This window comes from Rhodococcus phenolicus (assembly GCF_001646785.1).
GTDB classification, from domain to species: Bacteria; Actinomycetota; Actinomycetes; order Mycobacteriales; family Mycobacteriaceae; genus Rhodococcus; species Rhodococcus phenolicus.
Map to the genome: position 1 here is coordinate 48,298 of NZ_LRRH01000067.1, position 24,639 is coordinate 72,936.

26 protein-coding genes and 1 pseudogene are annotated in these 24,639 nt (G+C 68.7%); 14 read left to right on the forward strand and 13 right to left on the reverse strand.

Going from position 1 to position 24,639, the window contains the following annotated elements; all coding sequences use genetic code 11:
* The first annotated feature begins 10 nt into the window (after positions 1-10).
* Both A8G15_RS19120 and bioD read left to right on the forward strand, forming a co-directional pair.
* Positions 11-1,150, forward strand: a complete 1,140-nt coding sequence (locus A8G15_RS19120) for an 8-amino-7-oxononanoate synthase (RefSeq protein WP_068163106.1) — start codon at positions 11-13, stop codon at positions 1,148-1,150.
* Positions 1,147-1,854 (forward strand): dethiobiotin synthase, encoded by a 708-nt coding sequence (bioD, locus tag A8G15_RS19125; protein ID WP_068163108.1) that lies wholly within the window; start codon positions 1,147-1,149, stop codon positions 1,852-1,854. The genes A8G15_RS19120 and bioD overlap by 4 nt, the downstream gene beginning before the upstream one ends.
* Here bioD and A8G15_RS19130 read toward each other — a convergent pair.
* Entirely contained in the window at positions 1,822-2,097 is a 276-nt protein-coding gene (locus tag A8G15_RS19130) for a DUF1905 domain-containing protein (RefSeq protein ID WP_068163110.1), read from the reverse strand. The genes bioD and A8G15_RS19130 overlap by 33 nt on opposite strands.
* 21 nt (positions 2,098-2,118) lie before the next feature.
* Positions 2,119-2,751 carry a class I SAM-dependent methyltransferase gene (locus A8G15_RS19135; RefSeq protein WP_068163114.1) on the reverse strand — a complete coding sequence of 211 codons (633 nt, stop codon included), beginning with the start codon at positions 2,749-2,751 and terminating at the stop codon, positions 2,119-2,121.
* 51 nt (positions 2,752-2,802) lie between these two features.
* Here A8G15_RS19135 and A8G15_RS19140 point away from each other — a divergent pair, with 51 nt between their 5' ends.
* Positions 2,803-3,006, forward strand: coding sequence for a hypothetical protein (locus A8G15_RS19140; RefSeq protein ID WP_068163115.1), 204 nt, complete (start codon positions 2,803-2,805; stop codon positions 3,004-3,006).
* A gap of 3 nt (positions 3,007-3,009) precedes the next feature.
* Here A8G15_RS19140 and fadD1 read toward each other — a convergent pair whose 3' ends face one another.
* From fadD1 to A8G15_RS31145, 3 genes and pseudogenes are all read right to left on the reverse strand, one after another.
* Positions 3,010-4,587 (reverse strand): fatty-acid--CoA ligase FadD1, encoded by a 1,578-nt coding sequence (gene fadD1, locus A8G15_RS19145; protein WP_068163116.1) that lies wholly within the window; start codon positions 4,585-4,587, stop codon positions 3,010-3,012.
* A gap of 4 nt (positions 4,588-4,591) precedes the next feature.
* Positions 4,592-5,629: an alpha/beta hydrolase gene (locus A8G15_RS31935; protein WP_281180714.1), complete on the reverse strand. Its 1,038-nt coding sequence runs from the start codon at positions 5,627-5,629 to the stop codon at positions 4,592-4,594.
* A gap of 6 nt (positions 5,630-5,635) precedes the next feature.
* A pseudogene (locus A8G15_RS31145) lies at positions 5,636-6,943 on the reverse strand (flavin-containing monooxygenase); the annotation flags it as partial.
* A gap of 163 nt (positions 6,944-7,106) precedes the next feature.
* Here A8G15_RS31145 and A8G15_RS19155 point away from each other — a divergent pair.
* Positions 7,107-7,760, forward strand: a complete 654-nt coding sequence (locus A8G15_RS19155) for a TetR/AcrR family transcriptional regulator (RefSeq protein ID WP_169833912.1) — start codon at positions 7,107-7,109, stop codon at positions 7,758-7,760.
* Here A8G15_RS19155 and A8G15_RS19160 read toward each other — a convergent pair.
* Complete coding sequence (locus A8G15_RS19160; protein ID WP_245687901.1) at positions 7,693-8,463, reverse strand: SDR family NAD(P)-dependent oxidoreductase; 771 nt, start codon at positions 8,461-8,463, stop codon at positions 7,693-7,695. The genes A8G15_RS19155 and A8G15_RS19160 overlap by 68 nt on opposite strands.
* Positions 8,464-8,638: 175 nt before the next feature.
* On the opposite strand from A8G15_RS19160, the gene A8G15_RS19165 reads away from it, so the two are divergent.
* Genes A8G15_RS19165 through A8G15_RS19180 form a run of 4 tightly spaced genes read left to right on the forward strand, consistent with a single transcriptional unit; the run spans position 8,639 to position 12,436 of the window.
* Complete coding sequence (locus tag A8G15_RS19165; RefSeq protein WP_068163118.1) at positions 8,639-8,926, forward strand: hypothetical protein; 288 nt, start codon at positions 8,639-8,641, stop codon at positions 8,924-8,926.
* Positions 8,923-9,732 carry a hypothetical protein gene (locus A8G15_RS19170; protein WP_068163120.1) on the forward strand — a complete coding sequence of 270 codons (810 nt, stop codon included), beginning with the start codon at positions 8,923-8,925 and terminating at the stop codon, positions 9,730-9,732. Before A8G15_RS19165 ends, A8G15_RS19170 begins: the two co-directional genes overlap by 4 nt.
* A 39-nt stretch (positions 9,733-9,771) precedes the next feature.
* Positions 9,772-11,688 carry a fumarate reductase/succinate dehydrogenase flavoprotein subunit gene (locus A8G15_RS19175; protein WP_068163122.1) on the forward strand — a complete coding sequence of 639 codons (1,917 nt, stop codon included), beginning with the start codon at positions 9,772-9,774 and terminating at the stop codon, positions 11,686-11,688.
* A gap of 1 nt (position 11,689) precedes the next feature.
* Positions 11,690-12,436 (forward strand): succinate dehydrogenase/fumarate reductase iron-sulfur subunit, encoded by a 747-nt coding sequence (locus A8G15_RS19180; protein WP_068163124.1) that lies wholly within the window; start codon positions 11,690-11,692, stop codon positions 12,434-12,436.
* On the opposite strand, the gene A8G15_RS19185 is transcribed toward A8G15_RS19180, so the two are convergent.
* Both A8G15_RS19185 and A8G15_RS19190 read right to left on the reverse strand, forming a co-directional pair.
* Entirely contained in the window at positions 12,391-13,596 is a 1,206-nt protein-coding gene (locus tag A8G15_RS19185) for a CaiB/BaiF CoA transferase family protein (RefSeq protein ID WP_068163127.1), read from the reverse strand. The genes A8G15_RS19180 and A8G15_RS19185 overlap by 46 nt on opposite strands.
* Positions 13,593-15,299: an acyl-CoA dehydrogenase family protein gene (locus A8G15_RS19190; protein ID WP_068163130.1), complete on the reverse strand. Its 1,707-nt coding sequence runs from the start codon at positions 15,297-15,299 to the stop codon at positions 13,593-13,595. The genes A8G15_RS19185 and A8G15_RS19190 overlap by 4 nt, the downstream gene beginning before the upstream one ends.
* Positions 15,300-15,409: 110 nt before the next feature.
* Between A8G15_RS19190 and A8G15_RS19195 the strand changes: the two genes are divergently transcribed.
* Positions 15,410-16,306, forward strand: a complete 897-nt coding sequence (locus A8G15_RS19195; protein ID WP_068163132.1) for a LysR family transcriptional regulator — start codon at positions 15,410-15,412, stop codon at positions 16,304-16,306.
* 62 nt (positions 16,307-16,368) lie between these two features.
* The gene (locus A8G15_RS19200; RefSeq protein ID WP_068163204.1) at positions 16,369-17,007 is read left to right on the forward strand and encodes a pyridoxamine 5'-phosphate oxidase family protein; all 639 of its coding nucleotides are present in this window, start codon (positions 16,369-16,371) and stop codon (positions 17,005-17,007) included.
* A 24-nt stretch (positions 17,008-17,031) separates the two neighbouring features.
* Here the strand turns inward: A8G15_RS19200 and A8G15_RS19205 are convergent, their stop codons facing one another.
* The gene (locus A8G15_RS19205; RefSeq protein WP_068163135.1) at positions 17,032-18,015 is read right to left on the reverse strand and encodes an iron-siderophore ABC transporter substrate-binding protein; all 984 of its coding nucleotides are present in this window, start codon (positions 18,013-18,015) and stop codon (positions 17,032-17,034) included.
* Between the two features lie 114 nt (positions 18,016-18,129).
* Positions 18,130-18,408 (reverse strand): hypothetical protein, encoded by a 279-nt coding sequence (locus A8G15_RS19210; RefSeq protein ID WP_068163139.1) that lies wholly within the window; start codon positions 18,406-18,408, stop codon positions 18,130-18,132.
* A 259-nt stretch (positions 18,409-18,667) separates the two neighbouring features.
* Between A8G15_RS19210 and A8G15_RS19215 the strand changes: the two genes are divergently transcribed.
* From A8G15_RS19215 to A8G15_RS19225, 4 genes are all read left to right on the forward strand, one after another.
* On the forward strand, positions 18,668-20,329 hold the full coding sequence (locus A8G15_RS19215) for an MFS transporter (RefSeq protein WP_169833910.1): 1,662 nt from the start codon (positions 18,668-18,670) through the stop codon (positions 20,327-20,329).
* 237 nt (positions 20,330-20,566) lie between these two features.
* Positions 20,567-21,598 carry a hypothetical protein gene (locus A8G15_RS19220; protein ID WP_068163207.1) on the forward strand — a complete coding sequence of 344 codons (1,032 nt, stop codon included), beginning with the start codon at positions 20,567-20,569 and terminating at the stop codon, positions 21,596-21,598.
* A 58-nt stretch (positions 21,599-21,656) separates the two neighbouring features.
* Positions 21,657-21,812, forward strand: a complete 156-nt coding sequence (locus A8G15_RS31150) for a hypothetical protein (protein WP_169833911.1) — start codon at positions 21,657-21,659, stop codon at positions 21,810-21,812.
* Between the two features lie 17 nt (positions 21,813-21,829).
* Positions 21,830-22,396 (forward strand): class I SAM-dependent methyltransferase, encoded by a 567-nt coding sequence (locus A8G15_RS19225; protein WP_068163143.1) that lies wholly within the window; start codon positions 21,830-21,832, stop codon positions 22,394-22,396.
* A 356-nt stretch (positions 22,397-22,752) separates the two neighbouring features.
* Here A8G15_RS19225 and A8G15_RS19230 read toward each other — a convergent pair whose 3' ends face one another.
* From A8G15_RS19230 to A8G15_RS19240, 3 genes are read right to left on the reverse strand one after another with little or no spacing between them, the layout of a single operon-like run.
* Complete coding sequence (locus A8G15_RS19230; protein ID WP_068163146.1) at positions 22,753-23,241, reverse strand: SRPBCC family protein; 489 nt, start codon at positions 23,239-23,241, stop codon at positions 22,753-22,755.
* The gene (locus A8G15_RS19235) at positions 23,241-23,951 is read right to left on the reverse strand and encodes a hemerythrin domain-containing protein (RefSeq protein WP_068163149.1); all 711 of its coding nucleotides are present in this window, start codon (positions 23,949-23,951) and stop codon (positions 23,241-23,243) included. Before A8G15_RS19235 ends, A8G15_RS19230 begins: the two co-directional genes overlap by 1 nt.
* Positions 23,952-23,965: 14 nt before the next feature.
* A complete protein-coding gene (locus A8G15_RS19240) occupies positions 23,966-24,622 on the reverse strand; it encodes a TetR/AcrR family transcriptional regulator (RefSeq protein WP_068163209.1) in 657 nt (218 codons plus the stop codon).
* Positions 24,623-24,639: the final 17 nt, after the last annotated feature.

Genomic DNA, 24,639 nt, shown 5'->3' on the forward strand with positions numbered 1-24,639 from the left:
GTGTCGTTCCATGCCCGCACCCGCCAGTCTGGCCTGGCTCGACGCCGCCGCCGAGAAGCGCCGTGTCGCGGGCCTGCACCGCATCCTGCAGCCCCGCACATCCGGATCGCGCCTCGTCGACCTGGCATCCAACGACTATCTCGGGCTGGTCCGGCATCCCGAGGTCGTCGCCGGCGCCGCAGCCGCACTGCGCCGCTGGGGTGCGGGCTCGACCGGCTCACGACTGGTCACCGGCACGACCGCCGAACACGAACTCCTCGAACGTGAACTCGCCGAATTCGTCGGCGCCGAAGCAGGACTCGTGTTCGCCAGCGGCTACGCGGCGAACCTCGGTGCGGTCACCGCGCTCGGCGGCACCGACACCCTGATCGTCTCCGACGCGGGCTGCCACGCCTCCCTCGTCGACGCGTGCCGCCTGTCGCGCTCGCGGGTGCAGGTCGCCCCGCACGGAGACGTCGAGTTCGTCGATGCGGTGCTCGCCACGCGCGCGGAACCGCGCGCCCTCGTTCTCACCGATTCGGTGTTCAGCGCCGACGGTGACCTCGCGCCGCTGCAGGCACTCCATCGGGTGTGCCGCGCGCACGGCGCGTTGCTGCTCGTCGACGAGGCCCACGGCGTGGGCGTCCGCGGTGTAGGGGGTCGCGGACTCGTACACGAAGTGGGTCTCGCCGGCGAGCCCGACGTCGTCGTCACGGCGACACTGTCCAAATCGCTCGCGGCGCAAGGTGGAATCGTGCTCGGGGACAGCCGGATCCGAGAGCATCTCATCGACACCGCCCGCACCTTCATCTTCGACACCGGTCTCGCGCCCGCGGCCGTCGGCGCCGCCCGCAGCGCACTGCGCATCCTCCGCGAGCAGCCGGAACTGGCCACCGCGGTCCTGCGGCGGTCCGCCGACCTCGCACGCATCACCGGTGTCGTCGCGCCGGAATCGGCGGTCGTGTCGGTGATCCTCGGTGACCCGACGGTCGCCGTCGGTGCCGCCGCGGCGTGCCGTGAACGTGGCCTGCACGTCGGGTGCTTCCGCCCGCCGTCCGTTCCCGCGGGTACGTCCCGGCTGCGCCTGACCGCCCGCGCGAACCTGGACGCCGACGACCTGGAGTTCATCGAGTCGGTGCTCGGCGACGTACTCGCGGAGGCCCGGGTATGAGCGTTCTCTGTGTCACCGGTACCTCCACCGACGTCGGCAAGACCGTGACGACTGCGGCTCTGGCAGCGGTCGCGGCGGCGGCCGGGCTGCATGTCGCGGTCTGCAAACCCGCCCAGACCGGTGTCGCGGACGACGAACCGGGCGATCTCGCCGAGATCACGCGACTCGCGGGGCCGGGCATCGACACTGTCGAACTGGCACGCTATCCGGAGCCGCTCGCCCCGGACACCGCGGCGCGTCGCAGCGGACGGACGCTGCTGCACGTCGACGAGGTGGTCGATGCGATCCGTGCGCTCGATGCGACCCACGACCTCACCCTCGTCGAGGGTGCCGGGGGAGTGCTCGTGCGGCTCGGTGCCGACGGCTTCACTCTGGCCGATGTCGCCGCCGCCCTCGACGCGCCGACGGTGGTGGTGGCCGCGGCGGGTCTCGGCACTCTCAACCACAGCGCCCTGACGGTGTGGGCGTTGCGCGCGGCCGGGGTCGACTGCGCCGGCACCGTCATCGGATCATGGCCCGGGCAAACGGATCTCGCGCAACGATGCAATCTCGAGGATCTGCCCGACGTCACCGGCGTGCCGTTGCTCGGCCGTATCCCAGCCGGCAGCGGCAATCTGGACCGAGCGGCATTCGCGGTCGGCGCCCGGGGGTGGCTGGCCCCGTCCGGGCTGCTACCCGGACGAGTCGATTCGCTCCTCCAGTAGGACGGTCACACGGTCACCGGCCTCCTTTCCGATGGCCTTGCGGATGTCGGCCTTCACCGGAAGTTTGTGGGTCCCGTCACCCATTGCCATGAACGAGCTGCGGAACGGGTGGCCGTCGACGGTGCCGCGGACCTTGACGAGCCCGCGAGTGCCGAAGAACTCGACCGACCGTGGCCACACCACGTATGTCCAGCCGCCTGCCTCGGGGCTCTTCTGCAGGATTGCGGAGAATTCCTCGCGCATCGGGTCCTCCTACATCGATGTTTACGCAGGTTTGCGGGCGATCACCCGGAATCCGATCCCCGCGGCGCCGGCCCGGTGCATCTCGTCGACGACGAAACCCGCCTCCTCGAGATAGGGGACCGGTTCGCGGGTAAGGTGATCGGCCCCGAATCGGACGGTGATCGGTTCGACCATCCGCATCAACGCGGCGCCGATCCGGCTGGTGGCGGGGCCGTGTTCGGCGAGGACGAATCGTCCACCGGGTACCAGCACCCGGAACGCCTCGCGGCTGGCTGCCAGCGGATCGGGGATGGTGCAGAACGAAAGCGTCGAGACGACCGTGTCGATGCTGTTGTCCGCCAGGTCGAGAGCCTGGGCATCGCCGCGGCGCACGGTCGCGCGGGTCAGCTGTTGCTCGGCGATGCGGGTGCGGGCGATGTCGAGCATCCTGCCGGACAGGTCGATTCCGAGGATGCTCGTGACCTCCGGCCCGTACAGCGGCAGATTCAGTCCGGTACCCACCGCGATCTCGAGCACGCGGCCTTCCGCGCGCGGGATCGCCCACTGCCGTGGTCTCCCCATGACGCGACGTTCCCACCAGTCGATCTGCGTGTCGTACCGGCTCGACATCGTGTCGAAGATCCGTCCCACCGTCTCGTTGTCGGGTTGCCGCATGCCGCCCCTGCTTCTGCCGCGTCGAGGATTCGATGTCACTCGACTGTACCGATGCAAGGGTGTGCCGGGTGGCTCGACGGTGGCCTGCGCTTGTTCGGCGTGCAGTTGCTCGGGCAATCGGTCATCTTTCGGGTCGGCGACGCGCGCGGTCCCTGGACCGGAGGAGCGTCGGTGACCGGGCACTTCTTCGACCGGTCGGGCACGGTGGTCGCGACGACGTCCTACGAGTGCTTCATCCGCGTGTTCCGGTCCTGACGCTCAGCGTCGGACCTCCTCGAACCGGGTGCGACCCTGTCGTCGCCACAGCACGCCCCCGGCTGCGGTGGCACCCTGAGCTTTCAACTCGCGCTTGAGGATCTTGTTGGTCGCTGTCACCGGCAGGTCGCTGCCGATCCGCACCCACCGTGGCCACGCCTTCGGCGACAGGTCGGGTTGCGCGGTGAGGAACTGTTCGAACTCGGCGGGCGAGAGGTCGGCGTCGTCCTGCAGCACGATCGCCGCCATCACCTGATCCCCGACGGTGTCGTCGGGCACGGCGTAGACGGCGACCCGGTTCAGTACGGGAAGACGCTGCAGAATGCGTTCGATCGGTGCGGCAGCGAGGTTCTCGCCGTCGACGCGCATCCAGTCCGCGGTGCGTCCGGCCAGATAGATCCACCCGTCCGCGTCCTTGTACCCGAGGTCACCGGACCAGAACATGCCACCCCGCATGCGCTCGTCGGTGGAATCCGGGTCGTTGTAGTAGCCGGAGAAGAACCCTCCGCCGTGCGTGTTGACGAGTTCACCGATCGCCTTGTCCGCGTTGATCAATGCGCCGTCGGAGTCGAACTCCGCTGCCTCGCATTCGGTGAGTGTGTCGGAATCGTAGACGGCGACACCGTCGAGACCACGGCCGATCGACCCCGGTGGGGTGCCCGGTTCCCGGGTGATGATGATCGCCAGTTCCGTCGATCCGAACCCGTCGAACACCGTGCAGCCGAAACGGCGTGAGAATTCGGCGATGTCCCGGTCGGTGGCCTCGTTGCCGAACGCAACCCGCAACGGATTGTCGCGGTCGTCGGGTCGTTCCGGTGTGGCGAGAACGTAGGCGAGGGGTTTGCCGACGTAGTTCATGTAGGTGATGCCGTAGCGGCGGACGTCCTCGAGGAAGCGTGACGCCGAGAACGACACCGGCACCATCGTCGCCCCGCTGTTGATCGCGACGCTCCACCCGGCGACGATCGCGTTGGAATGGAACAGCGGCATCGACAGGTAGCACACGTCGTCGCCGGTGATGTCGAACCGGTCGATGAGATTGCGCCCGGAGAACAGCACCGTCAGGTGTGCGACCTGCACGGGTTTCGGATCGCCGCTGGTGCCGGACGTGAAGATCATCATGAACGTGTCCATGACGGCGGCTTCGCGGTGCGGCGTCAGGTCCCCGGCCGACGCGATCAGTTCGGCCCACTCCGGTGTGGACGTGTCGAACACCTGTACCCCGGTCAGGTCGAGGCCGTCGAGCAGAGGCCGGTGGTCGGCGTCGGTGACGAGGAACTGGCAGTCGGCGCGCCGGATGTCGCGGACGAGGCCGTCACCGCGGCGGGTGGTGTTGATGCCGCACAGCACGTACCCGCCCGGGCCCGCCGCGGCGATCGCGGTGAGCATGTCGGGGGTGTTGCCGAGCAGGGTGCCCACGTGTACGGGCCGATCCGGATCGGCGGTCGCCAGGAGGGCCGCAGCCTGCGCCGACGCCTCGCCCAGATGTTCCTGCCAGGTCCAGGTGCGGTCGCCGTGGACGAGTGCGACGGTGGTGTCGTCGAGGCGTTCGCGCAGCACCTGCTGGACGGTCTCGGCCATGTTCCTACCTTCGTGTCGTGGGGGCGGCGTGCCGCCCGCGAGCCGGTGCGAGGTCGGTGGAAGATACGTCGGTTGCCGCCCCGGACGGAGCGGAATCGAGAATCCTTGTGAGGAAACGGATCTGATGTTCGACAGCGGCATCGAATCCACGGTGACCCGCGTAGAGGCCGAAGTGGTCGCACGGATAGTGGCGGACCTCGGCGCGGGCGGCGAACCCCGCGGTGGCGGCGGAGTGCGCGGGAGCGCTGCGATCGAAATCGGCGATCTGCACGAGCACCGGGCAGCGGACGTTCTTCGCGTCCTTCGCGGGACGATACGACCCGAGCTGCATGGTGATGTCCGCGTCGATCTCGTTGCGCCAGGTCGGTCCGGCGAGGCCGGTGTAGTCCTCGTAGTAGCCGTCCAGGCTCAGCGCCGCGGTCTCGCCGGGGCGGCCGACCACGGGGATCGTGGCGCCGGTCCGCCCGGTGAGGACTCCGACGCGGCTGCGCAGGCCGACCGCAGCCGAGCGCGCGATCGTCCGCACGCTGTGGTGCCGCAGCGCGGTGACGGCGGCGGCCCGGCCGTCGACGAGCGGAGTCATCGACACCACCGCGGCGACGTCGGTGCGACCGGCCGCGACCGTGAACACGTGCCCGCCCGAGAGGGACACGCCCCACAGCGCGACCCGGTCCGGATCGATCCCGTCGAGTCCGGCCGCGGCCGACAGCGCGGCCCGGTAGTCGTCGAGCTGGCCCGCCACGTCGACGCGTTGACGCACGGCGCCGCCGGAGGAGCCGAATCCCCGGTAGTCGAACGCGAACACGTCGAGACCGGCCTCGGCGAGCCGCTGCGCGAACGGCTCCAGGCCGGAGTCCTTCGTGCCGCCGAGTCCGTGCGCCATCACCACGATCGGCCGGCCCTGCGGGTTCGCGAGCCGGTCGTCGGAGGAGGGGAAGTGCCAGGCGTCGCAGGGAGTTCCGGACGAATCGAAGGTGAGATTCCGGTAGGAGGACGAGGTGGTGGGTGTCGCACACCGATCGTCGAGCGGGGCGGGTGCCACGAGATCCGCGCGAGCCGCTCCCTCCGGCAGTTCGCGGGTGCGCAGGTCGTGCTCGTAGAGGAAGTAGTCGACCTGCTGGGTGTGGCGCGGCCGGTCGAGCATGTGGCCGGTGTACTTCTGCTGGTCTTCGGCGATCACCCGGCGCATGTCGGCGATCGGCGGAAGCCGGTAGCGGCCGGCCGCGTACGCGGCGATGAGCCGGGCCTGCGATTCGACGAACGGGAACAGTGTCGGTGTGGCCTGCGCGAACCCGGCGAAGGCGAGATCGTCGATGCCGGGAGCGAAGATCCGCTTGTACAGGTCGATGCGGTTGCCCGGTGCGCTGATGAAGTCCTCATCGAAGAACGGGAACGTGATGTTGTATCCGGTGGCGTAGACGATGATGTCGAATTCCGCGCAGGTGCCGTCCTCGAAGTGCACCGTCGTGCCGTCGAGCAGCCGGACATCGGGTTTCGGGATCACATCGCCGGAGCCCAGGCGCAGCGGCAGTTCCACCGATTGTGTCGGATGTGCCTCGAAGAATCGGTGATTCGGGGTCGGCAGACCGTACAGTTCGGGCCGTCCGGTGAGGAACGGCTGGCCGAGCTGGGCGAGTTTGCGCTGCCACGCGAGCGGCACGTGCGGGCTGGTGCGGTAGTACTTGTCGGCGGGCCGCCCGGCGATGTACTTCGGCACGATCCACGCGCCGGACCGGGTGGACAGGGTGACCTCGTTGCCGAGCGCCTTCGACGACAGTTCGACGGCGATGTCCGCGGCGCTGTTGCCGATCCCGACGACGAGGATGCGCCGGCCGGTGAAATCCAGCGGAGTCTGCGGGTCGATGTAGTGGTGCGAGTGGATTTCGGTGCCGGTGAACTCGCCGGGGAAGTCCGCCGTCCGCGGGTCCCAGTGATGGCCGTTGGCGACAACCAGGAAATCGGCGTGCCGGGTGCTGCCGTCCTCGAGATCGAGGTCCCAGCCGCCGCCGTCGACGGGTGCGGCGTGCAGCACCCCGTTGCGGAACTCGATGTTCCGCTCGAGATCGAACGCGCGGGCGTAGCCGTCCAGGTAGGTCTTGATCTGGGTATGGTGCGGGAAGTCGGGATACGACTCGGGCATCGGGTAGTCCTTGAAGGACAGCTGGTGCTTCGAGGTGTCGATGTGCAGCGACCGGTAGGCGCTGCTGCGCCCGTTCGGATTCCCGAACGCCCAGTTGCCGCCGATGCGGTCGGACGACTCGAAGCAGGTGTAGGGAATGCCGTAGTCGCCCAGCATCTTTGCGGTGGTCAAGCCGCTGATCCCTGCTCCGATGACGGCCGTGGTCGGTGCCGGCATGCGTCAGCTCCTCGATCCTGCCGCCCGGAGCGGTTCCGGCGCGGTGCCGCCAATCTAGAACATGTTCACCCGCGTTGTGAACAGATCTCGAAAACTGTCTACTTCGCGTATCGTCGCGGTCGTGTCCCGGCGCCGGATCGGGGCCGGTACGAAAGGCGCGACGATCGTGGATGCCCAATCGGCGACGGTGCGCGAGCGACTTCTCGATGCTGCCGAGAACTGCTTGCGTGCCAAGGGGATTCGGTCGACGACCGTACTCGAGGTCGCCGAGGCCGCCGGTGTCTCCCGAGCGTGGCTGTACCGCCACTTCCCGGACAAGGCGACCCTCGTCGGCAGTGTCGTCGTGCGCCTCGACGCCGCCTACTGGGCCGGGGCTCACGCGACTCTCGCCGGGCACGGGACGCTCCTCGAGCAACTGGCCGCGGGGGTGCGGATCGGGCGCAGCGCCTACGACGACCCGGGGGCACTGGCGATGCGGCTGCGCACCGAGGAACCGGAGGAATTCGCGGCGTGCGCGGGCGCCGGCGTCCACGAGTTCGTCCCGGACCTCGCCGCGTTCTGGAACCGCTATGTCGTCGCGGCGGCGGAGCGCGGCGAGATCGACCCCGGCATCGACACCGCCGAGGCGGCCGAATGGGTTGCGCGGGTTCTGATCAGTATCGCGACGGTGCCCGGCGCCACCCTCGATCCCGACGATCCGGATGCGGTGCTGCGGCACCTGCGCCGCTACGTGATGCCCGGCCTGGCCGTCACGGCGCCAGAGCCGCCAGGTGCGCCAGCAGATCGGGATACCGGCGGGTGTGGGCGCCGCCGTTGACGTCGATGTTCGCGCCCGTCATCCAGGCCGCGGCGTCCGACGCCAGGAACGCCACCACCTCGGCGATCTCCTCGGGTCGTCCGCTGCGGCCGAGCGGGGTGTTCTCCAGGTAGTCCTCGGTCAGGCCCGGCACCAGCGACACACCGGCCACCAGCGGGGTGTCGACGAGGCCGGGGGAGATCGCGTTGACCCGGATCCGTCCCGGCGCCAGTTCGAGCGCCGCGACCTCCGTGAGCATCAGCACACCGGCTTTCGCCGAGCAGTACGCGGACATCCCGGTACCCGGCTGCCGGCCGTTGAGCGACGCGATGAGGGTGATGCTGCCGCCGTCGACCATGTGCCGACCCGCGTGCTTGACCACGAGGAACGCGCCGGTGAGGCACACGTCGAGTGTGGTGCGCCACCCCTCGAGGCTCAGTTCGGTGACAGCGCCGGGCACGCTGAGCCCGGCGCAGTCGACCACCGTGCCGACCCCGCCGAAATCGTCCGTCACCTCGTCGAACAACCGCTCGACGCTGTCCTCGTTGCGCACGTCGACGTGCCGCGCTGCGGCGCGGTCGCCGAGTTCGTCGGCGCGCTGCCGCGCGGCGTCGGTGTTCACGTCCGCCACGACCACGCGCGCTCCCAGCGAGTGCAGCTTCCGGCACGTCGCCCAGCCGATGCCGGATGCGCCGCCGACGACGATCGCCGTTGTTCCGTCCACCCTCGGTACCCCCGTTTCGATGTGCCATCCGATGCGGCGATGGTAGAGACCGGACGGGTGGGAGGTTGCGAATGCGGAGAACTCGCCGATCGCCCGGCCGGTTTGTCGTACTGTGAAGGACGTCACATCGTGTCGGCCGACCCGACGTGCCGACCCGTCCCGCTCGGAGGTCCGGATGTCCACCACCGAAATGCAGGAACTGCAGCGCACCATCGGCCATCTGCGGCACTGCGTCGGATCGCTGCGCTCGCGCTACGGCGATGCCGCCGCGGTCAAGCGTCTCGCCAACGACCTGGACCGTCTCGACATCGACGCGCAGGAACTCGACGGGGCACCGCCCGCCGAGGTGAGGGCGCGAACCGCCGAGCGCATCCCGGTACCCGACTCGCCGTACGACGAGAACCTGTTCCGGGGTATCGACGCCGACGACGAAGGGCTCGGCGGGCACCACGGGGAGCGGTGAGCGCCCCGGCGGCCACCGGCGTACGGTCCGCGACCCGCGCGAGGATCGCGGACCGGACGCTGCGCACCGACCGGTGGTGGATCACCCCGTTGCTCACCGTTCTGGGCCTGACCGTCTTCGTGGTCTACGCCACGATCCGGTCGTTCGTGCGCACCGCCTACTGGGTCGAGGACTACCACTACCTCACGCCGTTCTACTCGCCGTGCGTCAGCGCGTCGTGCGTGCCCGGTTCGAGTCACTTCGGGGTATGGGTGGGCGAGCTGCCCATGTGGATCCCGCTCGCATTCCTGTCGCTGCCGTTCCTGCTCGGCTTCCGGCTGACCTGCTACTACTACCGCAAGGCCTATTACCGGTCGTTCTGGCTGTCACCGCCCGCGTGCGCGGTCGCCGAACCCCGCGCCGGGTACACCGGCGAGACGCGGCTGCCGCTGATCCTGCAGAACGTGCACCGTTACTTCTTCTACGTGGGGTTCGTGATCTCGCTGGTCAACACGTACGACGCGATCCTCGCGTTCCACAGCCCCGGCGGATTCGGTTTCGGGCTCGGCAACGTGATCCTCGTGATCAACGTGATCCTGCTGTGGGGATACACGCTCTCGTGTCACTCCTGCCGGCACGTCACCGGGGGGCGGCTCAAACACTTTTCGAAACACCCGGTGCGCTACCGCATCTGGACGTTCGCGTCGAGGTTGAACACGCGGCACATGCAGTTCGCGTGGATCACGCTGGGCACACTGATCATCACCGACTGCTACATCATGCTCGTCGCGAGCGGCACCATCTCGGATCTGCGGTTCGTCGGCTGACGGCACCGTCGGGGGCACCAGGGGACAGGGAGGGCAACGATGCCGGAGGTCGAACGGCACGAGTACGACGTCGTGGTGATCGGCGCGGGCGGAGCGGGCCTGCGCGCGGTCATCGAGGCGCGCCAGCGGGGTCTGCGCGTCGCGGTCGTGTGCAAATCGCTGTTCGGCAAGGCCCACACCGTCATGGCCGAAGGTGGCTGCGCCGCTGCCATGGGCAACGCCAACCCGCACGATTCGTGGCAGGTGCACTACCGGGACACCATGCGGGGCGGGAAGTTCCTCAACAACTGGCGGATGGCGGAACTGCACGCCCGGGAGGCCCCGGACCGGGTGTGGGAACTGGAAACGTACGGGGCATTGTTCGACCGCACCCCCGACGGCCGGATCAGCCAGCGCAACTTCGGCGGGCACACCTACCCGCGCCTCGCACACGTCGGCGACCGCACCGGCCTCGAACTGATCCGCACCATGCAGCAGAAGATCGTGTCGTTGCAGCAGGAGGATCTCGCCACCCACGGCGACTACGAGGCCCGGGTCAAGGTGTTCGCCGAGTGCACGATCACCGAACTGCTCGTCGACGGGTCCGGCCGCATCGCCGGCGCGTTCGGCTACTGGCGCGAATCCGGCCGGTTCGTGCTGTTCGACGCACCCGCCGTCATCATCGCCACCGGCGGCATCGGCAAGTCCTACAAGGTGACCTCCAACTCGTGGGAGTACACCGGCGACGGGCACGCCCTCGCGCTGCGGGCGGGCGCGGCGCTGATCAACATGGAGTTCATCCAGTTCCACCCCACCGGCATGATCTGGCCACCGAGCGTCAAGGGCATCCTCGTCACCGAGGGCGTGCGCGGCGACGGCGGGGTGCTCAAGAACTCCGAGGGCGAGCGGTTCATGTTCTCCTACGTCCCGGCCGTGTTCAAAGGCCAGTACGCCGAGACCGAGGAGGAAGCCGACCGCTGGTACGAGGACCAGGAGAACAACCGCCGCACCCCGGATCTGCTGCCCCGCGACGAGGTGGCCCGCGCGATCAACTCCGAGGTCAAGGCCGGTCGCGACAGCCCACACGGCGGCGTTTACCTCGACATCGCGTCCCGCATGCCCGCCGCCGAGATCGTGCGGCGGCTCCCGTCGATGCACCACCAGTTCCTCGAACTCGCCGACGTCGACATCACCGAGGAACCCATGGAGGTCGGGCCCACCTGCCACTACGTGATGGGCGGCATCGAGGTCGACCCGGACACCGCGGCCGCCTCGGTGCCCGGCCTGTTCGCCGCCGGCGAATGCTCGGGCGGCATGCACGGATCCAACCGGCTCGGCGGGAACTCGCTGTCGGACCTGCTGGTGTTCGGGCGGCGCGCGGGACTCGGAGCCGCGGACTACGTGGACGGGCTCACCGAACGGCCGGCGTTGTCCGACGCGGACATCGAGGCGGCGGCCCGCACCGCGCTGTCACCGTTCGACCCCGACGCACCCGACCGCGCCGAGAACCCGTACACCCTGCACGCGGAGCTGCAACAGTCGATGCACGACCTGGTGGGCATCATCCGCCGCGCCGACGAGATCGAACGTGCCCTGGCCGAACTCGACACCCTGCGCACCCGCATCCGCAACGTCGCGGTCGAGGGCAACCGGCAGTTCAATCCGGGCTGGCATCTCGCGCTGGATCTGCGCAACATGCTGCTGGTGTGCGAATGCGTGGCGCGAGCGGCCTTGCAGCGTACCGAAAGCCGGGGCGGCCACACCCGAGACGACCACCCGTCCATGGACGCGCAGTGGCGGCGGACGCTGCTGGTGTGCCGCACCGACGGTGACGACCGGGCGATTCCCGACGTGACGGTGACGCCGGAACAGCAGCAGCCGATGCGGCCGGATCTGCTCGCGTTGTTCGACATCGACGAACTGGGCAAGTACTACACCGACGAGGAACTCGCCGATCATCCGGGACGGAGGTCCTGACATGGGATACCAGGCGGCCTTTCGGGTGTGGCGCGGCGACGCCGAGGGCGGCGGCCTGCGCGACTACACCGTCGAAGCCAACGACGGGGAGGTCGTGCTCGACGTCGTGCACCGGCTGCAGGCCACCCAGACCCCCGATCTGGCGGTGCGCTGGAACTGCAAGGCCGGAAAATGCGGTTCGTGTTCCGCGGAGATCAACGGCCGACCCCGGCTGATGTGCATGACCCGCATGTCCACCTTCGAACCGGACGAGACGATCACGGTCACCCCCGTGCGCACCTTCCCGATCATCCGGGACCTCGTCACCGACGTGTCGTTCAACTACGAGAAGGCCCGCGAGATCCCGGCATTCACGCCGCCGCCCGGTCTGGCGCCGGGGGAGTACCGCATGCAACAGGTCGACGTCGAGCGCTCGCAGGAATTCCGCAAGTGCATCGAGTGCTTCCTCTGCCAGAACGTGTGCCACGTCGTGCGCGACCACGAGGACAACAAGTCCGCATTCGCCGGACCCCGCTATCTGATGCGCATCGCCGAACTCGAGATGCACCCCCTCGACGTCGCCGACCGGCGCGACGCCGCGCAGGACCAGCACGGCCTCGGCCTGTGCAACATCACCAAATGCTGCACCGAAGTGTGCCCGGAGAACATCCACATCACCGACAACGCGCTGATCCCGATGAAGGAACGCGTCGCCGGCCGCCGCTACGACCCGATCGTCTGGCTGGGCAACAAACTGTTCCGGCGCTGATCACCGGTATCGAGCGCGCCGAGCACCTCGTCGGTGTGCTCGCCGTGCGCGGGCGGCGCCGTCCCGAGCCGCGGACGTTCGCCGGCGAAACTGACCGGAAACCCGATCTGACGCAACGGTCCGGACGGATGATCGACCGTGCCGATCATCCCGATCGCCTCGGTGTGCGGATCGTCGTATATCTCGTCCAGATGGCGGATCGGCGAGACCGGGACGCCGTGTTTCTCGAGGACACCCACCCAGTGCCCGACCGTCCCGTCCGCGAACACCCCGGTCAGTTCCTGCTCGAGCAGGCCCCGGTTCGCGACCCGATCCCGGTTGCGGAGGAACTCCGTGCGCCCGGCCAGGTCGGGCCGGCCGATGGCGGTGCACAACCGGTCCCACAGGCCGTCGTTGCCGACCGCGACGACGAAGTGGCCGTCCTGCGCGGGAAAAGCCTGATAGGGAGCGAGATTGGGGTGTGCGGAGCCGAGCGCGAGCGGTCGCTTGCCGTCGGTGAACCAGTTCGTCGCCCAGTTCACGTGCATCGCGAGCTGGCATTCGAACAGCGAGGTCGTCACATACTGGCCGCGTCCGGTGCGAGCCCGCTCGACGAGGGCGGCGAGGACGCCGATCGTGCCGAACAGGGCCGCACCGAGATCGCCCATCGCGTACCCGGCCTTCATCGGCGGGCCACCGGGCTCACCGGTCAGCGACATGAGCCCGCCCGCCGCCTGCGCGACCATGTCGTAGCCGGGATCGTCGCGCCGCGGCCCGACCTCACCGAACGCCGAGATGTGCAGCACGATCAGGTGCGGATGCCGTTCGGACAGTGCGCGATGGTCGAAGATCCGTTGCAGGCTGCTGCCCGGCCGGAAGTTCTCCACCACGATGTCGGCATCCTCGAGCATGCGATGCACGATCTGCTGGCCGGATTCGGACTTCAGATCGAGCGCCACCGATTTCTTGCCGCGGTTGACCGCCAGGTAGTAGGTGGCGTCGTCACCGACGAACGGCGGACCCCACTGGCGCGTCGGGTCACCGGCGTCAGGGTGTTCGATCTTCACGACGTCGGCACCGAGGTCCGCGAAGGACATCGTCACGTACGGCCCGGCCAGGATTTTCGACAGGTCGACGACCTTGATCCCGGCGAGAGGTGCAGGTCCGGTGGGATACGTCATCGCGTGGCCTCCGCCAGGTCGGTCCGCGGGCCCGAGGACCGTGCGGTCTCCGCGCCGACGGCGGTGCCGTCGACGATGGCCGCAAGGTGTTGCAGCGCGGTCGTGTTCGTCTCCGAGCGCATATCGGACAGATAGGCGTTCGCGACGAGCAGCGACCGATGATCACCGACGCGGGCGATGCGGTGCGACGCGAGATCGTAGAGCTGCACGGCCATCACGGCCCGCGCGAGAGCATTCGCGTAGCGCGCCACCTCGACCTGAGCGCGGGTGTCGTCGCCGGCGAGCAGATCGTCGCCGGTCGCCGCCAGTTCTTCCCACAGGACGGTGAGCATCTGCGCGCCCGGCCCGCAGTCCGGTCCGAGGCCGGTGAGTGTGGCCCGCATGGCGGCGGCCAGGTCGCGGTGTGCGTTCTGCTTGCGCATGCAGCGCAGGACGTCGAGCGCGATGACGTTCGACGAGCCCTCCCAGATCGAACCGAGATGCGCGTCGCGGACGAGGCGGGCGAAGTCCCGTTCCTCGATGTAGCCGTTGCCGCCGCGAATCTCCATCGCCTCCCCGGTCACGCTCCGGGCCCGCTTGCAAACGTAGTGCTTGGCGATCGGAGTGAGGATCCGGATCAGCGTCGTCGCCTCCGCGTCACCGGCGTCGGCGCGTTGCAGACAGTCCGCGCTGTAACCGACGAGTGCGAGCGCAGCCTCGGCCTCGAGGAGCAGCGGCAGCAGGGTGGCGCGCATGAGAGGCTGGTCGAACAGGGGCCTGCCGAAGACGACGCGTTCACGGGTGTGGTCGGCGGCGTCGCGGACGGCGCGGCGCATCAATCCGGCCGACCGCATCGCGTTGGACAACCGTGAGGTGTTGAGCATCTCCGTCATCTGCCGGAACCCGCGGTCGAGGTCGCCGACCTGCAGCGCGTGGGCGTCGTGCAGGGTGACCTCCCCGCTCGGCATCGACCGGGTGCCCAGTTTGTCCTTCAACCGGTCGATCGTGTACGAATTGCGGGCCCCGGTGGGAAGATGCTTGGGCACCATGAACATTCCGACTCCGCGGGTCGACGTCGGGTCCCCGCCGGGAAACCGCGCGAGGGTGATGATCACGTCGGCGTCCGGGTTCGACGCGAACCACTTCCGGCCGGTCAGGCGCCATCCCGCCTCGGTGTGTTCGGCTCGTGTCTCGGTCTGAGCGATGTCCGTGCCGGCCTGGGTTTCGGTCATGAACATCGCGCCGGTCAGTCGGCCCGGCCCGGGGGAGGTGAGCCCGTCGATCCACGGGCCGAACACCTCCGAGTCGCCGAACATCCGCAGCGTGCGGGCCGCGGCATCGGTCATGGACACCGGGCACGCGAGTCCGAACTCCGCCTGCACGAACAGATACGACGCGAGGTACTTCACGACGTGCGGCGGGGTGCGGTCCCAGCCGTGGGCGGGCCGGTGCGACAGGGCGGACAGCGCGTACTCGCCGAACGCCGCTTCGCACAGTTCGACGTATGCCGGGTGGTATTCGATCCGGTCGATCCGGTTTCCGTCGGGGTCGAACTGCCGGAGAACGGGCGGGTTCTTCTCGGCCACCGCCGCGAGCCCGGCGAGGCGATCGGTCGTGTCGGCACCCAGCCTGCCGAGCAGCGCCTCGGTGTGCGTGCGGTCGGTGTCGTCGATCCAGCGGTCGACGACGGCCCGGAGTGCGGGATCGCGGTGCGCGTAGTTCATGGAAGTCCCTTCGCTTCGAGGATCGTCCCTACTGTCACTCACCGGACCATGTAGAGTCCAAGACCTAATCAATCACCATTCATATTTGACACGACATAATTAGAGGTGTCATGGAGATCCGTCAGATCCAGGCGTTCCTCGCGGTGGCCGAGGAACTGCACTTCGGGCGCGCGGCCGAGCGGTTGCACATCGCGCAACCGCCGTTGAGTCAGACCATCCGGTCCCTCGAACGTGAACTGGGCGTCGACCTGTTCGCCCGCACCACGCGCTCGGTGCGCCTCACCGCGGCCGGTTCGGCGCTGCTGGCCCCAGCCCGCATCATCGAGACCCAGGTGAAGGCGTGCCGGACGGTGACGCAGGCGGCGTCGCTGGGGCAGACCGGCGTCGTCGGTATCGGATTCGGCGGCGCCGGCGGATACGCCGTGCTGTCCGGGTTGACCAACGCGGTCGCCGAGGCGTTTCCGGGCATCGCGCTGGAGTTGCGGCCGCAGACCTATTCAGGGGCAGCGATCGAGCTGATCCGCTCGGGCGCACTCGATCTCGGGATCGTTGCCTTGCCCGTCGGCGGTGATCTGACGACGCTGACCGTGCGTCGCGAGACGCTGCTCGCGGCGCTACCCGCCCAGCACCGGCTCGCCGGGGCGGAACGGATCGCACTGCACGAACTCGGATCAGAACCGTTCGTGATGTATCCGTCGGCGCACGGCTCCCGCGTCCGGGACGCGACGATCGCGCTGTGCGCGCAGGCGGGGATCACCCCGCGGACGGTGCACGAGGCCCCCGACCCGTACAGCCTCCTCGCGCTCGTCGGGGCCGGCCTCGGCGTCGCCGTCGTCGTCGACTCCACGACGCACGTCCGCGTCGACGGGGTGGTCTACCGCCCCATCGAGGACGAGGTTCCCGCGCTCGAGATCGCGATGGCCTGGCGCGCCGACAACCCGAACCCCGCCGCTCACCGCGTCGTCGACGTGCTTCGGGGAATGGATCTTCCGCAGGTTCACGCCTGACGGAACGGCGGAGTGAGGCTGCCGGGCGGCGCTTGATACGGTCGCGGGCGGAGGTGACGCCGGTGGAGGCAATCAGGGTCGAGGAGCTCGTCCGGACGAGGATCACGACGGCCGAGCAACTCGAAGCGGCCGTCGGCACACCCACGCCGGCGATCCTCGACAAGCACACGACGTTCACGACGCCGTTGATGCGCGAGTACATCGAGCAGGCGCGGTTCTTCGTGCTCGCGACCTCGGACGCCGACGGCAACTGTGATTGTTCGCCGCGCGGAGACCTGCACAGTCGTGTGCTCTTCCCCGACGAGAAGACCCTCGTGCTCCCGGACCGTCCCGGCAACCGGCGGGCCGACTCGTACCGAAACATCCTCGAGAATCCGCACGTGGGAATCCTGTTCCTGGTGCCCGGTATCGACGAGGTGGTGCGCGTCAACGGCACCGCGTCGCTGTCCACCGATCCGGACCTGCTGGCGGAGCTGGCCATGTCGGGTAAGCCGGCACAGCTCGCGGTGATCGTACAGATCGACGAGGCATACCTGCACTGCGCGCGGGCGATCCTGCGAGCCGAGCTGTGGGATCCGCAGACCTGGGCCGACCCCGGGACGGTGCCGTCGCTGCGTGACATCCTCGCCGAACAGCACAATCTGAAACTCGAGGACCTCGAGCCGGCCCGGCAGGAGGCCTACCGGGCCGAGCTCTACTGAGACCGGGTCACTGCAGGGGCCCGGTCACCGCACGCGGTCGGCGAGGAGCGGAACGAGCTCGTCGATCGCGAAGGGCACCGACAGCGCGGAGTTCGTCGAGAACGCGGCGGAGATGTCCGAGTCGCTGTCCAGCACGAGGAACCGTCCGTCCTTCACCGCCGGGATCTGCTGGAACAGCACGTTGTTCGTCACGTCCTCGGTCGGCATGTAGATCGGAAGCACAACGAGAAGGTCCGCGTCGAGGATGTTCAGGTTCTCCTCGGAGATCGGAATGAAGAAGTTGTCCGTCTCGGTGGCCTCCACCTGCGGGTTGTTCACGAACCCGAGTTCGGTGAGGAAATCGACGCGCGAGTCGCCGACGACGTACGCGCCCCAGCCGTCCGACGTGTAGGCGGCGACGGTGACGGTCTTGCCTGTGAATTCGGGATTCTCGGAGGCGGCCCGGGCGAAGTCCGCGTCGATCTGCGACAACAGCTCCCGCCCCTTCTCCGGTACACCGAGCGCGGTCGCGACCGACGTCACCTGATCGTCGAGCGAGGTCAGATAGGCGTCACTACCCTCGGGCACCCCGACGGTCGTCGCGATGTTCGACAGTGACTCGAAACGGGGCACGTCGCCCGAGCTCTTGGTGTCGAGGATCAGATCCGGGGTCAGTGCGGCGAGCATTTCGTAGGACGGTTCCATCGTGGCGATGATCTCCGGCGGCGAGGTGTACAGACCCTCCGCCCAGGGACCGACACCGTCGCCGCCGAAGGCCAGCCAGTCGCTGGCCCCGACGGGCTGAACACCGAGTGCGAGCGCCGTTTCCGCATCACCCCAGCCCAGCGCGGCCACGCGTTCGGGCTGTGATTCGATGGTGACGTCCCCGAACTTCGTGGTGACGGTCGCGGGGAACGCACCCTCGCCCGACGCGGAACCGGATTCGGTGTCGGTGCCGTCCGAACCGCAGGCGGTGACAAGGATTGCGGTGGCGGCGGTGGCGAGCAGCGCGGCGGATCGGCGCTTCATAGGGACCTCAACTCTGTCGTACGGCAGGTGAGGCAATCCTAACCGGCGGGGTGGCGTCCGGTGGGCGGACACCGCACACCGTCCATCCGCAGCCACCCCGGCGCGGCAGGCGGGTCAGCGCGCCCGCAACGCCGATGCTGCGCCCACCACGACGGACGCGGTGCCCGCTCCTGCCAGTCCCGTCACCATCGCCACCGCCACCGCCGCGGAGAAGGCGGTGCCGACCGCGGATTCGACGGCGGTTCGCCAGCCCGAGGCGCGCCTCGGCACGGCCCCGGGCTCGCTCGCCGGGGTGTCGCTGGGTACGGTCACGAAACTGCCCGGGGTAGGCCGATGCGGACCGTGCGCGGTGCGATCGACGATGAAATCCGTGGCGAATGCGATCTCGGTCATCTCGGAGCCTTCCCAGAGTGTCGCCTCACAGTGACGCCCAGTGTTCAGGTCGTCCGTCTCCGGGACGTGGCGCCGACTTGAACATTGGGTTTCGGAACCGGGTGCTCTCGGCAAATCGGTCTCCTGTCGTCGCGACGGGGGATGTTCGACGGAGCCGCCCCACCGCGACGACGATGGGCCTGCCGCCGGTGCTGCGGGACGACGGGCCATCCCCGCCGAATCCGAGCGCGGGACCGGTGTGATCACGCACCATTGTCCCGTGACCACACCCGCCGAGGGGACATCTGTCGCGGACCACCCCACCCGAGCGCCGCTGGTACTCGCATCGCTGATTCTCGTGGCGGCGGTCGCGAATCTGAACCTCGCGGTCGCGAACGTGGCGCTGCCCGACATCGGAAAGGCGTTCGACGCCAGCCAGACCGACCTGAACCTCGTCGCGGTCGGCTACTCGGTCGGGCTCGCCGCATCGGTGCTCTACCTCGGTGCGATAGGCGACCGGTACGGCCGCAAAACGATGCTGGTGCTCGGCATGCTGTTGTCGGTGCCGGCGTCGCTGGTCGCCGGATTCGCACCGAACATCGAGGTGCTCTTCGCCGCGCGACTCCTCGGCGGTGTATCGGCCGGTCTCGCGTACCCGACGACACTGGCGCTGATCACCGCCTTGTGGTCGGGTCCGGCGCGGACCCGCGCGATCGCGTTGTGGTCGTCGATCGGTGGTGGTCTCACGGCGCTCGGCCCGCTCGTCGCAGGTGCCCTGCTCGAAGGGTTCTTCTGGGGATCGGTGTTCCTGGTGACGATCCCGCTGGCCCTGCTGGCGCTGGGACTGACGTGGGTGCTCGTTCCGGCGCACGTCAACGAGTCCACCGATCCCGTCGACCACACCGGTGGGCTGATGTCGGTGGTTCTCGTCGGTTCGCTCGTACTCGGAATCAACTTCGTGCCGGTCGACGGGATGAAGACCGTTGCCGTGTCCGCGCTGGTGATCGCACTCGCATCCGGGCTCGCCTTCGTGATCCGCCAATTGCGGGCGCGTAATCCGCTGTTCGATCCGAAGGTCGCGCGGCGCCGGATCTTCTGGGTGGCCGCGGTCGCGGGCATCATCGTGTTCGGCACGTTGATGGGCACGATGTACATCAGCCAGCAGTACCTGCAGAACGTGCTCGGATATTCGACGCTGGCGGCCGGCTCCGCGGCGCTTCCCGCGGCACTGGTCATGGTGCTGGTCGCACCGCACTCGGCGAAACTCGTCGAGTCCCGGGGGTCCCGGTTCACGTTGTTGTCGGGGTACGTGGCGATCGTGGCGGGGCTTGTCGTCGCACTGCTCCTCTGGGACGAGGACGCCCACTACTGGGTGGTCGCGCTCGGATTCATGTGCCTGGGCGCCGGGGTGGGTCTTGCAGGGACCCCGGCCTCGCATTCACTGACCGGTTCGGTGCCGGTCGCTCGCGCCGGTATGGCGTCGGGCACCGCGGATCTGCAACGCGACCTCGGCGGCGCCGTCGTGCAGTCGATCCTGGGTGCCCTGCTCACGGCCGGGTACACCGCGTCGCTGACGGCCACGATCTCGGCGAGCCCCCAGGCGGCGTCGGTGAGCGATCAGACGCAGGCCGCGCTGGAGAAATCGTTCGCCGGCGCGGTCGACATTGCGGATCGATATCCGCAGTACGCGCAGCAGATCATCGCGGCGGCGCGGCAGGCATTCCTGGACGGCGACACCCGCGCGTACGTCGCTGCCATCCTCATCGTGCTGATCGGCGCGGCGCTGGTGTTCTTCGTGTTCCCGAAACGGGAGGCCGAGACCGCGTTGCTCGCCGGCTATGCGGCGGAAGACACGGGGATGGGGTCGGGACATCCCCCGAGCGATGACGACCGGTTCCGGGACGGGCGCACCGGGCCCGACGTGGCGGGAGGTTCAGGGTGAATCCCCGATGCGGGACCGACGCGCACCGACGATGATCCGGACATGGCCATCGCGGAGTGGTGGCGGGGAACCGAGCGACGAGACCCGGGCCACGACACCTGACGGCCCGTGCCGGCGCGGGCGCTGTACACTCGTTCCCTTCGTCTCCGGACGGAGTACGCGGGAGCGATGATCCATGCCGAAACACACGCAGGCCGTTCAGCGGGTCACCACCGTCCGGGTGCGTCGGAGCCGACCGTGACCGAATGGGTGCAGATGCTGGTGACGATGGCGGACGGCCCTCGACAGCAGGTCCACGGCACGGTCGTTCCGTACCGGAACTCCGAGGAACCGTTCCACTACTACCTCGGTACCTACGGCGAAGAACCGGTCTTCCTGCCGTATCACCGTGAAGGGCTCCGCCTGTATCGGTGGGGGCGCCGATCCCGGATCGAATCGCTCGGCGGCGGAGTGCTGTTCGTCAGCGACGGTGACACCGCGTGGGATTTCACGTCCGATCCGCACCGACCGCGCTGCACCGCGCTGCACCGGGTGCATTCCTTGGGTTCGGACCGCTGTCTCGTGGTCACCCCACGCGTCGAGCATTGGGTCGGCAGTCATCACGCTCGCCCGGCGGGCCCGGTCACCGATCTCGAGTTCCTCGGCCGCTCCTGCTGGTCGGTGGATCTGGCTGCGGGGGAGAGGCGCGGCCGGCCGCGATCCTCGCTGCGGCTCGTCGTCGACGCCGACACCGGCACTGTGCTGGCGCAACATTCGGGTGACGGTGTCGACGGTGCCGCCTACACGGACCTGACCGTGGACGAGTCGCCCGATCCGTCGCTGTTCGTGTGGAGCGGGCCGGTCGTCTCGGACGAGGAATCCCGGGACCGCGCCGGTAACGGCGGCCACTCCGTCACCCGGCACGAAAACGACCTGCAGTGGTTCCGGGAGAACGTCACCGCCGACCCTGTCCTGGTCCCGATGCTGTCGGACTTCACACCGAGCCTCGTCGACCGGGTCGACCGGGAATCCGGTGATTTCTCCGCGCTGCTCGGTGCGGACGAGCGCACCGGCTGGCTGGTTCGCCGGCGCCGGTCGTCCGAACCGTGGCCGGTGAAGGTTCACGGGAACCAGATCGTCTGGTCCACCCGGGATTTCGACTGGGCCTTCCAGTGGTACCGCGGAACTCTCGGTGACGACGGACTCGCGTTGCTCCAGCGGCAACTGCATCCGGACGAGCCCGCGGAGGGCGCCCCGCACATCGTCTTCGCTGGCTCGAACGGTCCATGACCGGACACGGCGCCTCTGGGGCGCTAGCCTGGGACAACCCGAAGGAAGGACCGTCACGATGGCCGACGCAGCGAAATCCGGCGACGATACGCACGACGAGGACGAGCGGCGTGCGAAGGTCAGGGAAGCGGGACCGGCCGATCATGGCAACGACGGGGGCATGGCAACCCGCGAGAACGCGCCCGAGATCGCCGAGGGTTCGAACGACGACTGATCATCGAACGAGGTCGCATGAGTTGGGCATACCGCCTCGCATACCGTGTCGGCTTCACGCCGTGGGAACACGCACTGGGTCCGCGCGGCGCACATTTCGATGCGCTTGTCGAGACGGTGGCCGGTCCCGGCCGGGCTCTGGATGTCGGTTGCGGTAGCGGGGAACTGTCGATCCGGCTGGCACGACGTGGCTGGGACGTCACCGGAATCGACAACGTGCCCGCGGCGATCGAGACGGCGACCGCCGCGGCTGCCGCCGCCGGGGTGGCGGTGAGGTTCGTCGAAGGCGACGTCACCGCGATGGCCGACGTGGTCGGGGCCGGCTACGGTCTGCTCGTGGATTTCGGTTGCTTCCACGGGCTTACGGGCGCAGAACGCGCCGCCTACCGCCGCCAGGTGGATCGGGTGTCCTTGCCGGACGCGACGCTGATGATGTTCGCGTTCGAGCCGCACTTCCGGGGGCCGTTGCCGCGCGGCACCGATCGTGCAGAGATCGAGCGGATCTTCGCCGGATGGTCGGTGGAGGACGAGGTGTCCGTGCGGGCTGGATTCCACGCGAAGTGGTATCGGCTGGTCCGACGCTGACCGGTGCGGTCGAGTTCTCGCGGGGCACCTCCGTGGAGAAATCTGCATGGTACGGAATGCAGGGATAAACCGAACTTTGGTGTGGCTGCAGCGGAGGGCGTCACCCGTTCGCCCGGACCTGGTTCGGCGACCGCGAACGCGAGGTGTTCCGGAGTGTCCTCGGCGTCGCGGACGACACGTGGATTCGCGGGCTGGGATGGGCGCTCTGGAAGGCCCTCATCTCACTCGACGATCCACGCGGAGGAGTCCGCGCATGCTCGACGCCCTGCGCCTTCTCCGCGATTGCGACGGAGAATCCCGATGAACCGCGCTCGGCGATGTTCCACGAACCCTCTCTGTCGTGGTGGGCCAAGAGATTACGCTGCCTGCCGGTCCTGGTCGTTCTCGGCGAGCCGGGCCAGCCGTTGCAGATCGTCGGCCAGTGCGTCACGACGATCCCGGTGAGCCTTGACGAGAAGCCAGTAGACCCGGTCGAGGCCGGGGGCGACGTGCAGTACGTCGTACGACTGCACGATCCGTGTGCCGGTTCCGGCCGGTTCCAGATCGATTCGCCACTCGGTACTGTCGACCTTCCCCCACAGGCCCACCGTCTTCCACGCGAGCGTCCGCGGGGCGTCGACCGCCGTGAACATGCACGAGCGACTCCAGACGAAGACGCCGGACCGGTTGGTTCCCCGGAAACGAACGCCCGGTGCTGCCCGCCTGCCGGTCCTGCGCCAGTGTGCGGCTCGGCATTCGTGACTCCATTCACCGGTTCGGGTCACGTCGGTGATGATGTGCCACAAGGCTTCTGCTGGAGCGGTGGTGATCGCCTCGGAGCGTCCGTGTCGTGCAAGGGTGCCCATCACGTACGCTCCTCGATCGATGCAACGTGCAGCGCCGGCACGGTGGAGGCCGGACCGTCGCCCCACCGCAGCGCTGCCTGCCTGCGATACCTGCGGGCGAAGCCGTGGAGGATGAGGAATCGGGGTACGGCGGGCACGACGCTCAGGATCGCGTCGCGATCGGTGGGGGTCGCCCCGTCGATGACCCAGTGTCCCTCCATGCCGAGTTCTGCGAAACGCTTGGGCGCGACGAAGTACTCGTGTTCGATTGCGCGATATTCCGCGGTGGTGATGGTGGCCGCGACGACGGGCATCATCTCGAGTTCCTCGCGGCGCAGGTGCGGCAGCAGCACGTCGTCGAGGCCACTCAGGGTGGTGAGCAACCGTTCTCGTGCCGACGGGTCGTCGCCGTACGCCTGCGCGGCTTCCTCCACCGCAGCGAGAGCCGGTGCGATCCGCGCGTGGTCGGCCTCCATCCGATCGAGCAGCGCACCGGCCGACCGGTCGCGCTCCCGGATCAACGGCCACAGTCCGGCGTCCTCCCCGGCGTGGTGCCGGTGCAGGAAACGGCACATCCAGAGGACGTGCGCGGCGATCGCCCGGCGACGAGAGTCGTCGGGAGGGGGCGGATCGTCGAGCACCATGCGCGTTCGTCGCAGATCACGACGCAGTGCGCTGTGCACGATTCCCATACTCCGTGTGTCGGCGGGCTCGTTCCGGTAGGTGTTCATGGCCCGCGCTCCTTTCAGTCGTCGAGGGTCAGCAACCTGACGATCGTGTCGGTGAGCCACTGCTCGTACCGGGCACGGCTCCACCCTGCGCTGCCGGTGAGGAGGTCGTAGACCTCCACCGTGATCACCGCCCAGAGTCCGTCGCCTTCGAGCGGCGTGAGTTCACGGCCGGCGATGGCTGCTCCTGCGATGTGGACGGTCTGCCGCTGGGCCTGCCGGATCTCGTCGAGCCGGGAGGCGAGCGCGGGGTCCGCTGCCGCTCCCTCACGCAGCGCGCGTTGCAGTCCCACGGTGCGCCCGTTCACGGCGGCCACCAGTGATGCGGCCGCGGCGGCTCGTTGCAGGTGGCTTCCGCGGGACAGGGCGGCGAACTCGGGGCGGTCCATCAACGCCACCGGCCGGTCGTCGCCGACGACCGCGAAATCGATCACCTGGCCGAACAGCCGGGGCTTGGAACCGAAGTTGCTGTACACGGTCTCGAAGGAGACGCCCGCCGTGCTTGCGATCTCGCGCATTGCGACGGACCAGCCCCGCTCGGCGAACAGGGCTGCGGCGGCGTCGAGAACCCGGCGGCGGCTCTCCTCGGCCTGGCGGCGCCGGAGCGTCACGTCGTACCGCCGCGCCTTCGGGGTGGTCGATGCATTCCCGCGTCCAACCGCGTTCGTGCTCACCACTACATTGTGTAACG

Bases quoted from the DNA above. Each gene is read 5' to 3' on its own strand.
- A8G15_RS19230 (WP_068163146.1), bottom strand. From the start codon at position 23,241: ATGGGCACCCTTGCACGACACGGACGCTCCGAGGCGATCACCACCGCT.
- fadD1 (WP_068163116.1), bottom strand. From the start codon at position 4,587: ATGGCCGAGACCGTCCAGCAGGTGCTGCGCGAACGCCTCGACGACACC.
- A8G15_RS19235 (WP_068163149.1), bottom strand. From the start codon at position 23,951: ATGAACACCTACCGGAACGAGCCCGCCGACACACGGAGTATGGGAATC.
- A8G15_RS19175 (WP_068163122.1), top strand. From the start codon at position 9,772: ATGCCGGAGGTCGAACGGCACGAGTACGACGTCGTGGTGATCGGCGCG.
- A8G15_RS19195 (WP_068163132.1), top strand. From the start codon at position 15,410: ATGGAGATCCGTCAGATCCAGGCGTTCCTCGCGGTGGCCGAGGAACTG.
- A8G15_RS19185 (WP_068163127.1), bottom strand. From the start codon at position 13,596: ATGACGTATCCCACCGGACCTGCACCTCTCGCCGGGATCAAGGTCGTC.
- A8G15_RS19210 (WP_068163139.1), bottom strand. From the start codon at position 18,408: ATGACCGAGATCGCATTCGCCACGGATTTCATCGTCGATCGCACCGCG.
- A8G15_RS19190 (WP_068163130.1), bottom strand. From the start codon at position 15,299: ATGAACTACGCGCACCGCGATCCCGCACTCCGGGCCGTCGTCGACCGC.
- A8G15_RS19165 (WP_068163118.1), top strand. From the start codon at position 8,639: ATGTCCACCACCGAAATGCAGGAACTGCAGCGCACCATCGGCCATCTG.
- A8G15_RS31150 (WP_169833911.1), top strand. From the start codon at position 21,657: ATGGCCGACGCAGCGAAATCCGGCGACGATACGCACGACGAGGACGAG.
- A8G15_RS19130 (WP_068163110.1), bottom strand. From the start codon at position 2,097: ATGCGCGAGGAATTCTCCGCAATCCTGCAGAAGAGCCCCGAGGCAGGC.
- bioD (WP_068163108.1), top strand. From the start codon at position 1,147: ATGAGCGTTCTCTGTGTCACCGGTACCTCCACCGACGTCGGCAAGACC.
- A8G15_RS19140 (WP_068163115.1), top strand. From the start codon at position 2,803: ATGCAAGGGTGTGCCGGGTGGCTCGACGGTGGCCTGCGCTTGTTCGGC.
- A8G15_RS19180 (WP_068163124.1), top strand. From the start codon at position 11,690: ATGGGATACCAGGCGGCCTTTCGGGTGTGGCGCGGCGACGCCGAGGGC.
- A8G15_RS19120 (WP_068163106.1), top strand. From the start codon at position 11: ATGCCCGCACCCGCCAGTCTGGCCTGGCTCGACGCCGCCGCCGAGAAG.
- A8G15_RS19225 (WP_068163143.1), top strand. From the start codon at position 21,830: ATGAGTTGGGCATACCGCCTCGCATACCGTGTCGGCTTCACGCCGTGG.
- A8G15_RS19135 (WP_068163114.1), bottom strand. From the start codon at position 2,751: ATGCGGCAACCCGACAACGAGACGGTGGGACGGATCTTCGACACGATG.
- A8G15_RS19205 (WP_068163135.1), bottom strand. From the start codon at position 18,015: ATGAAGCGCCGATCCGCCGCGCTGCTCGCCACCGCCGCCACCGCAATC.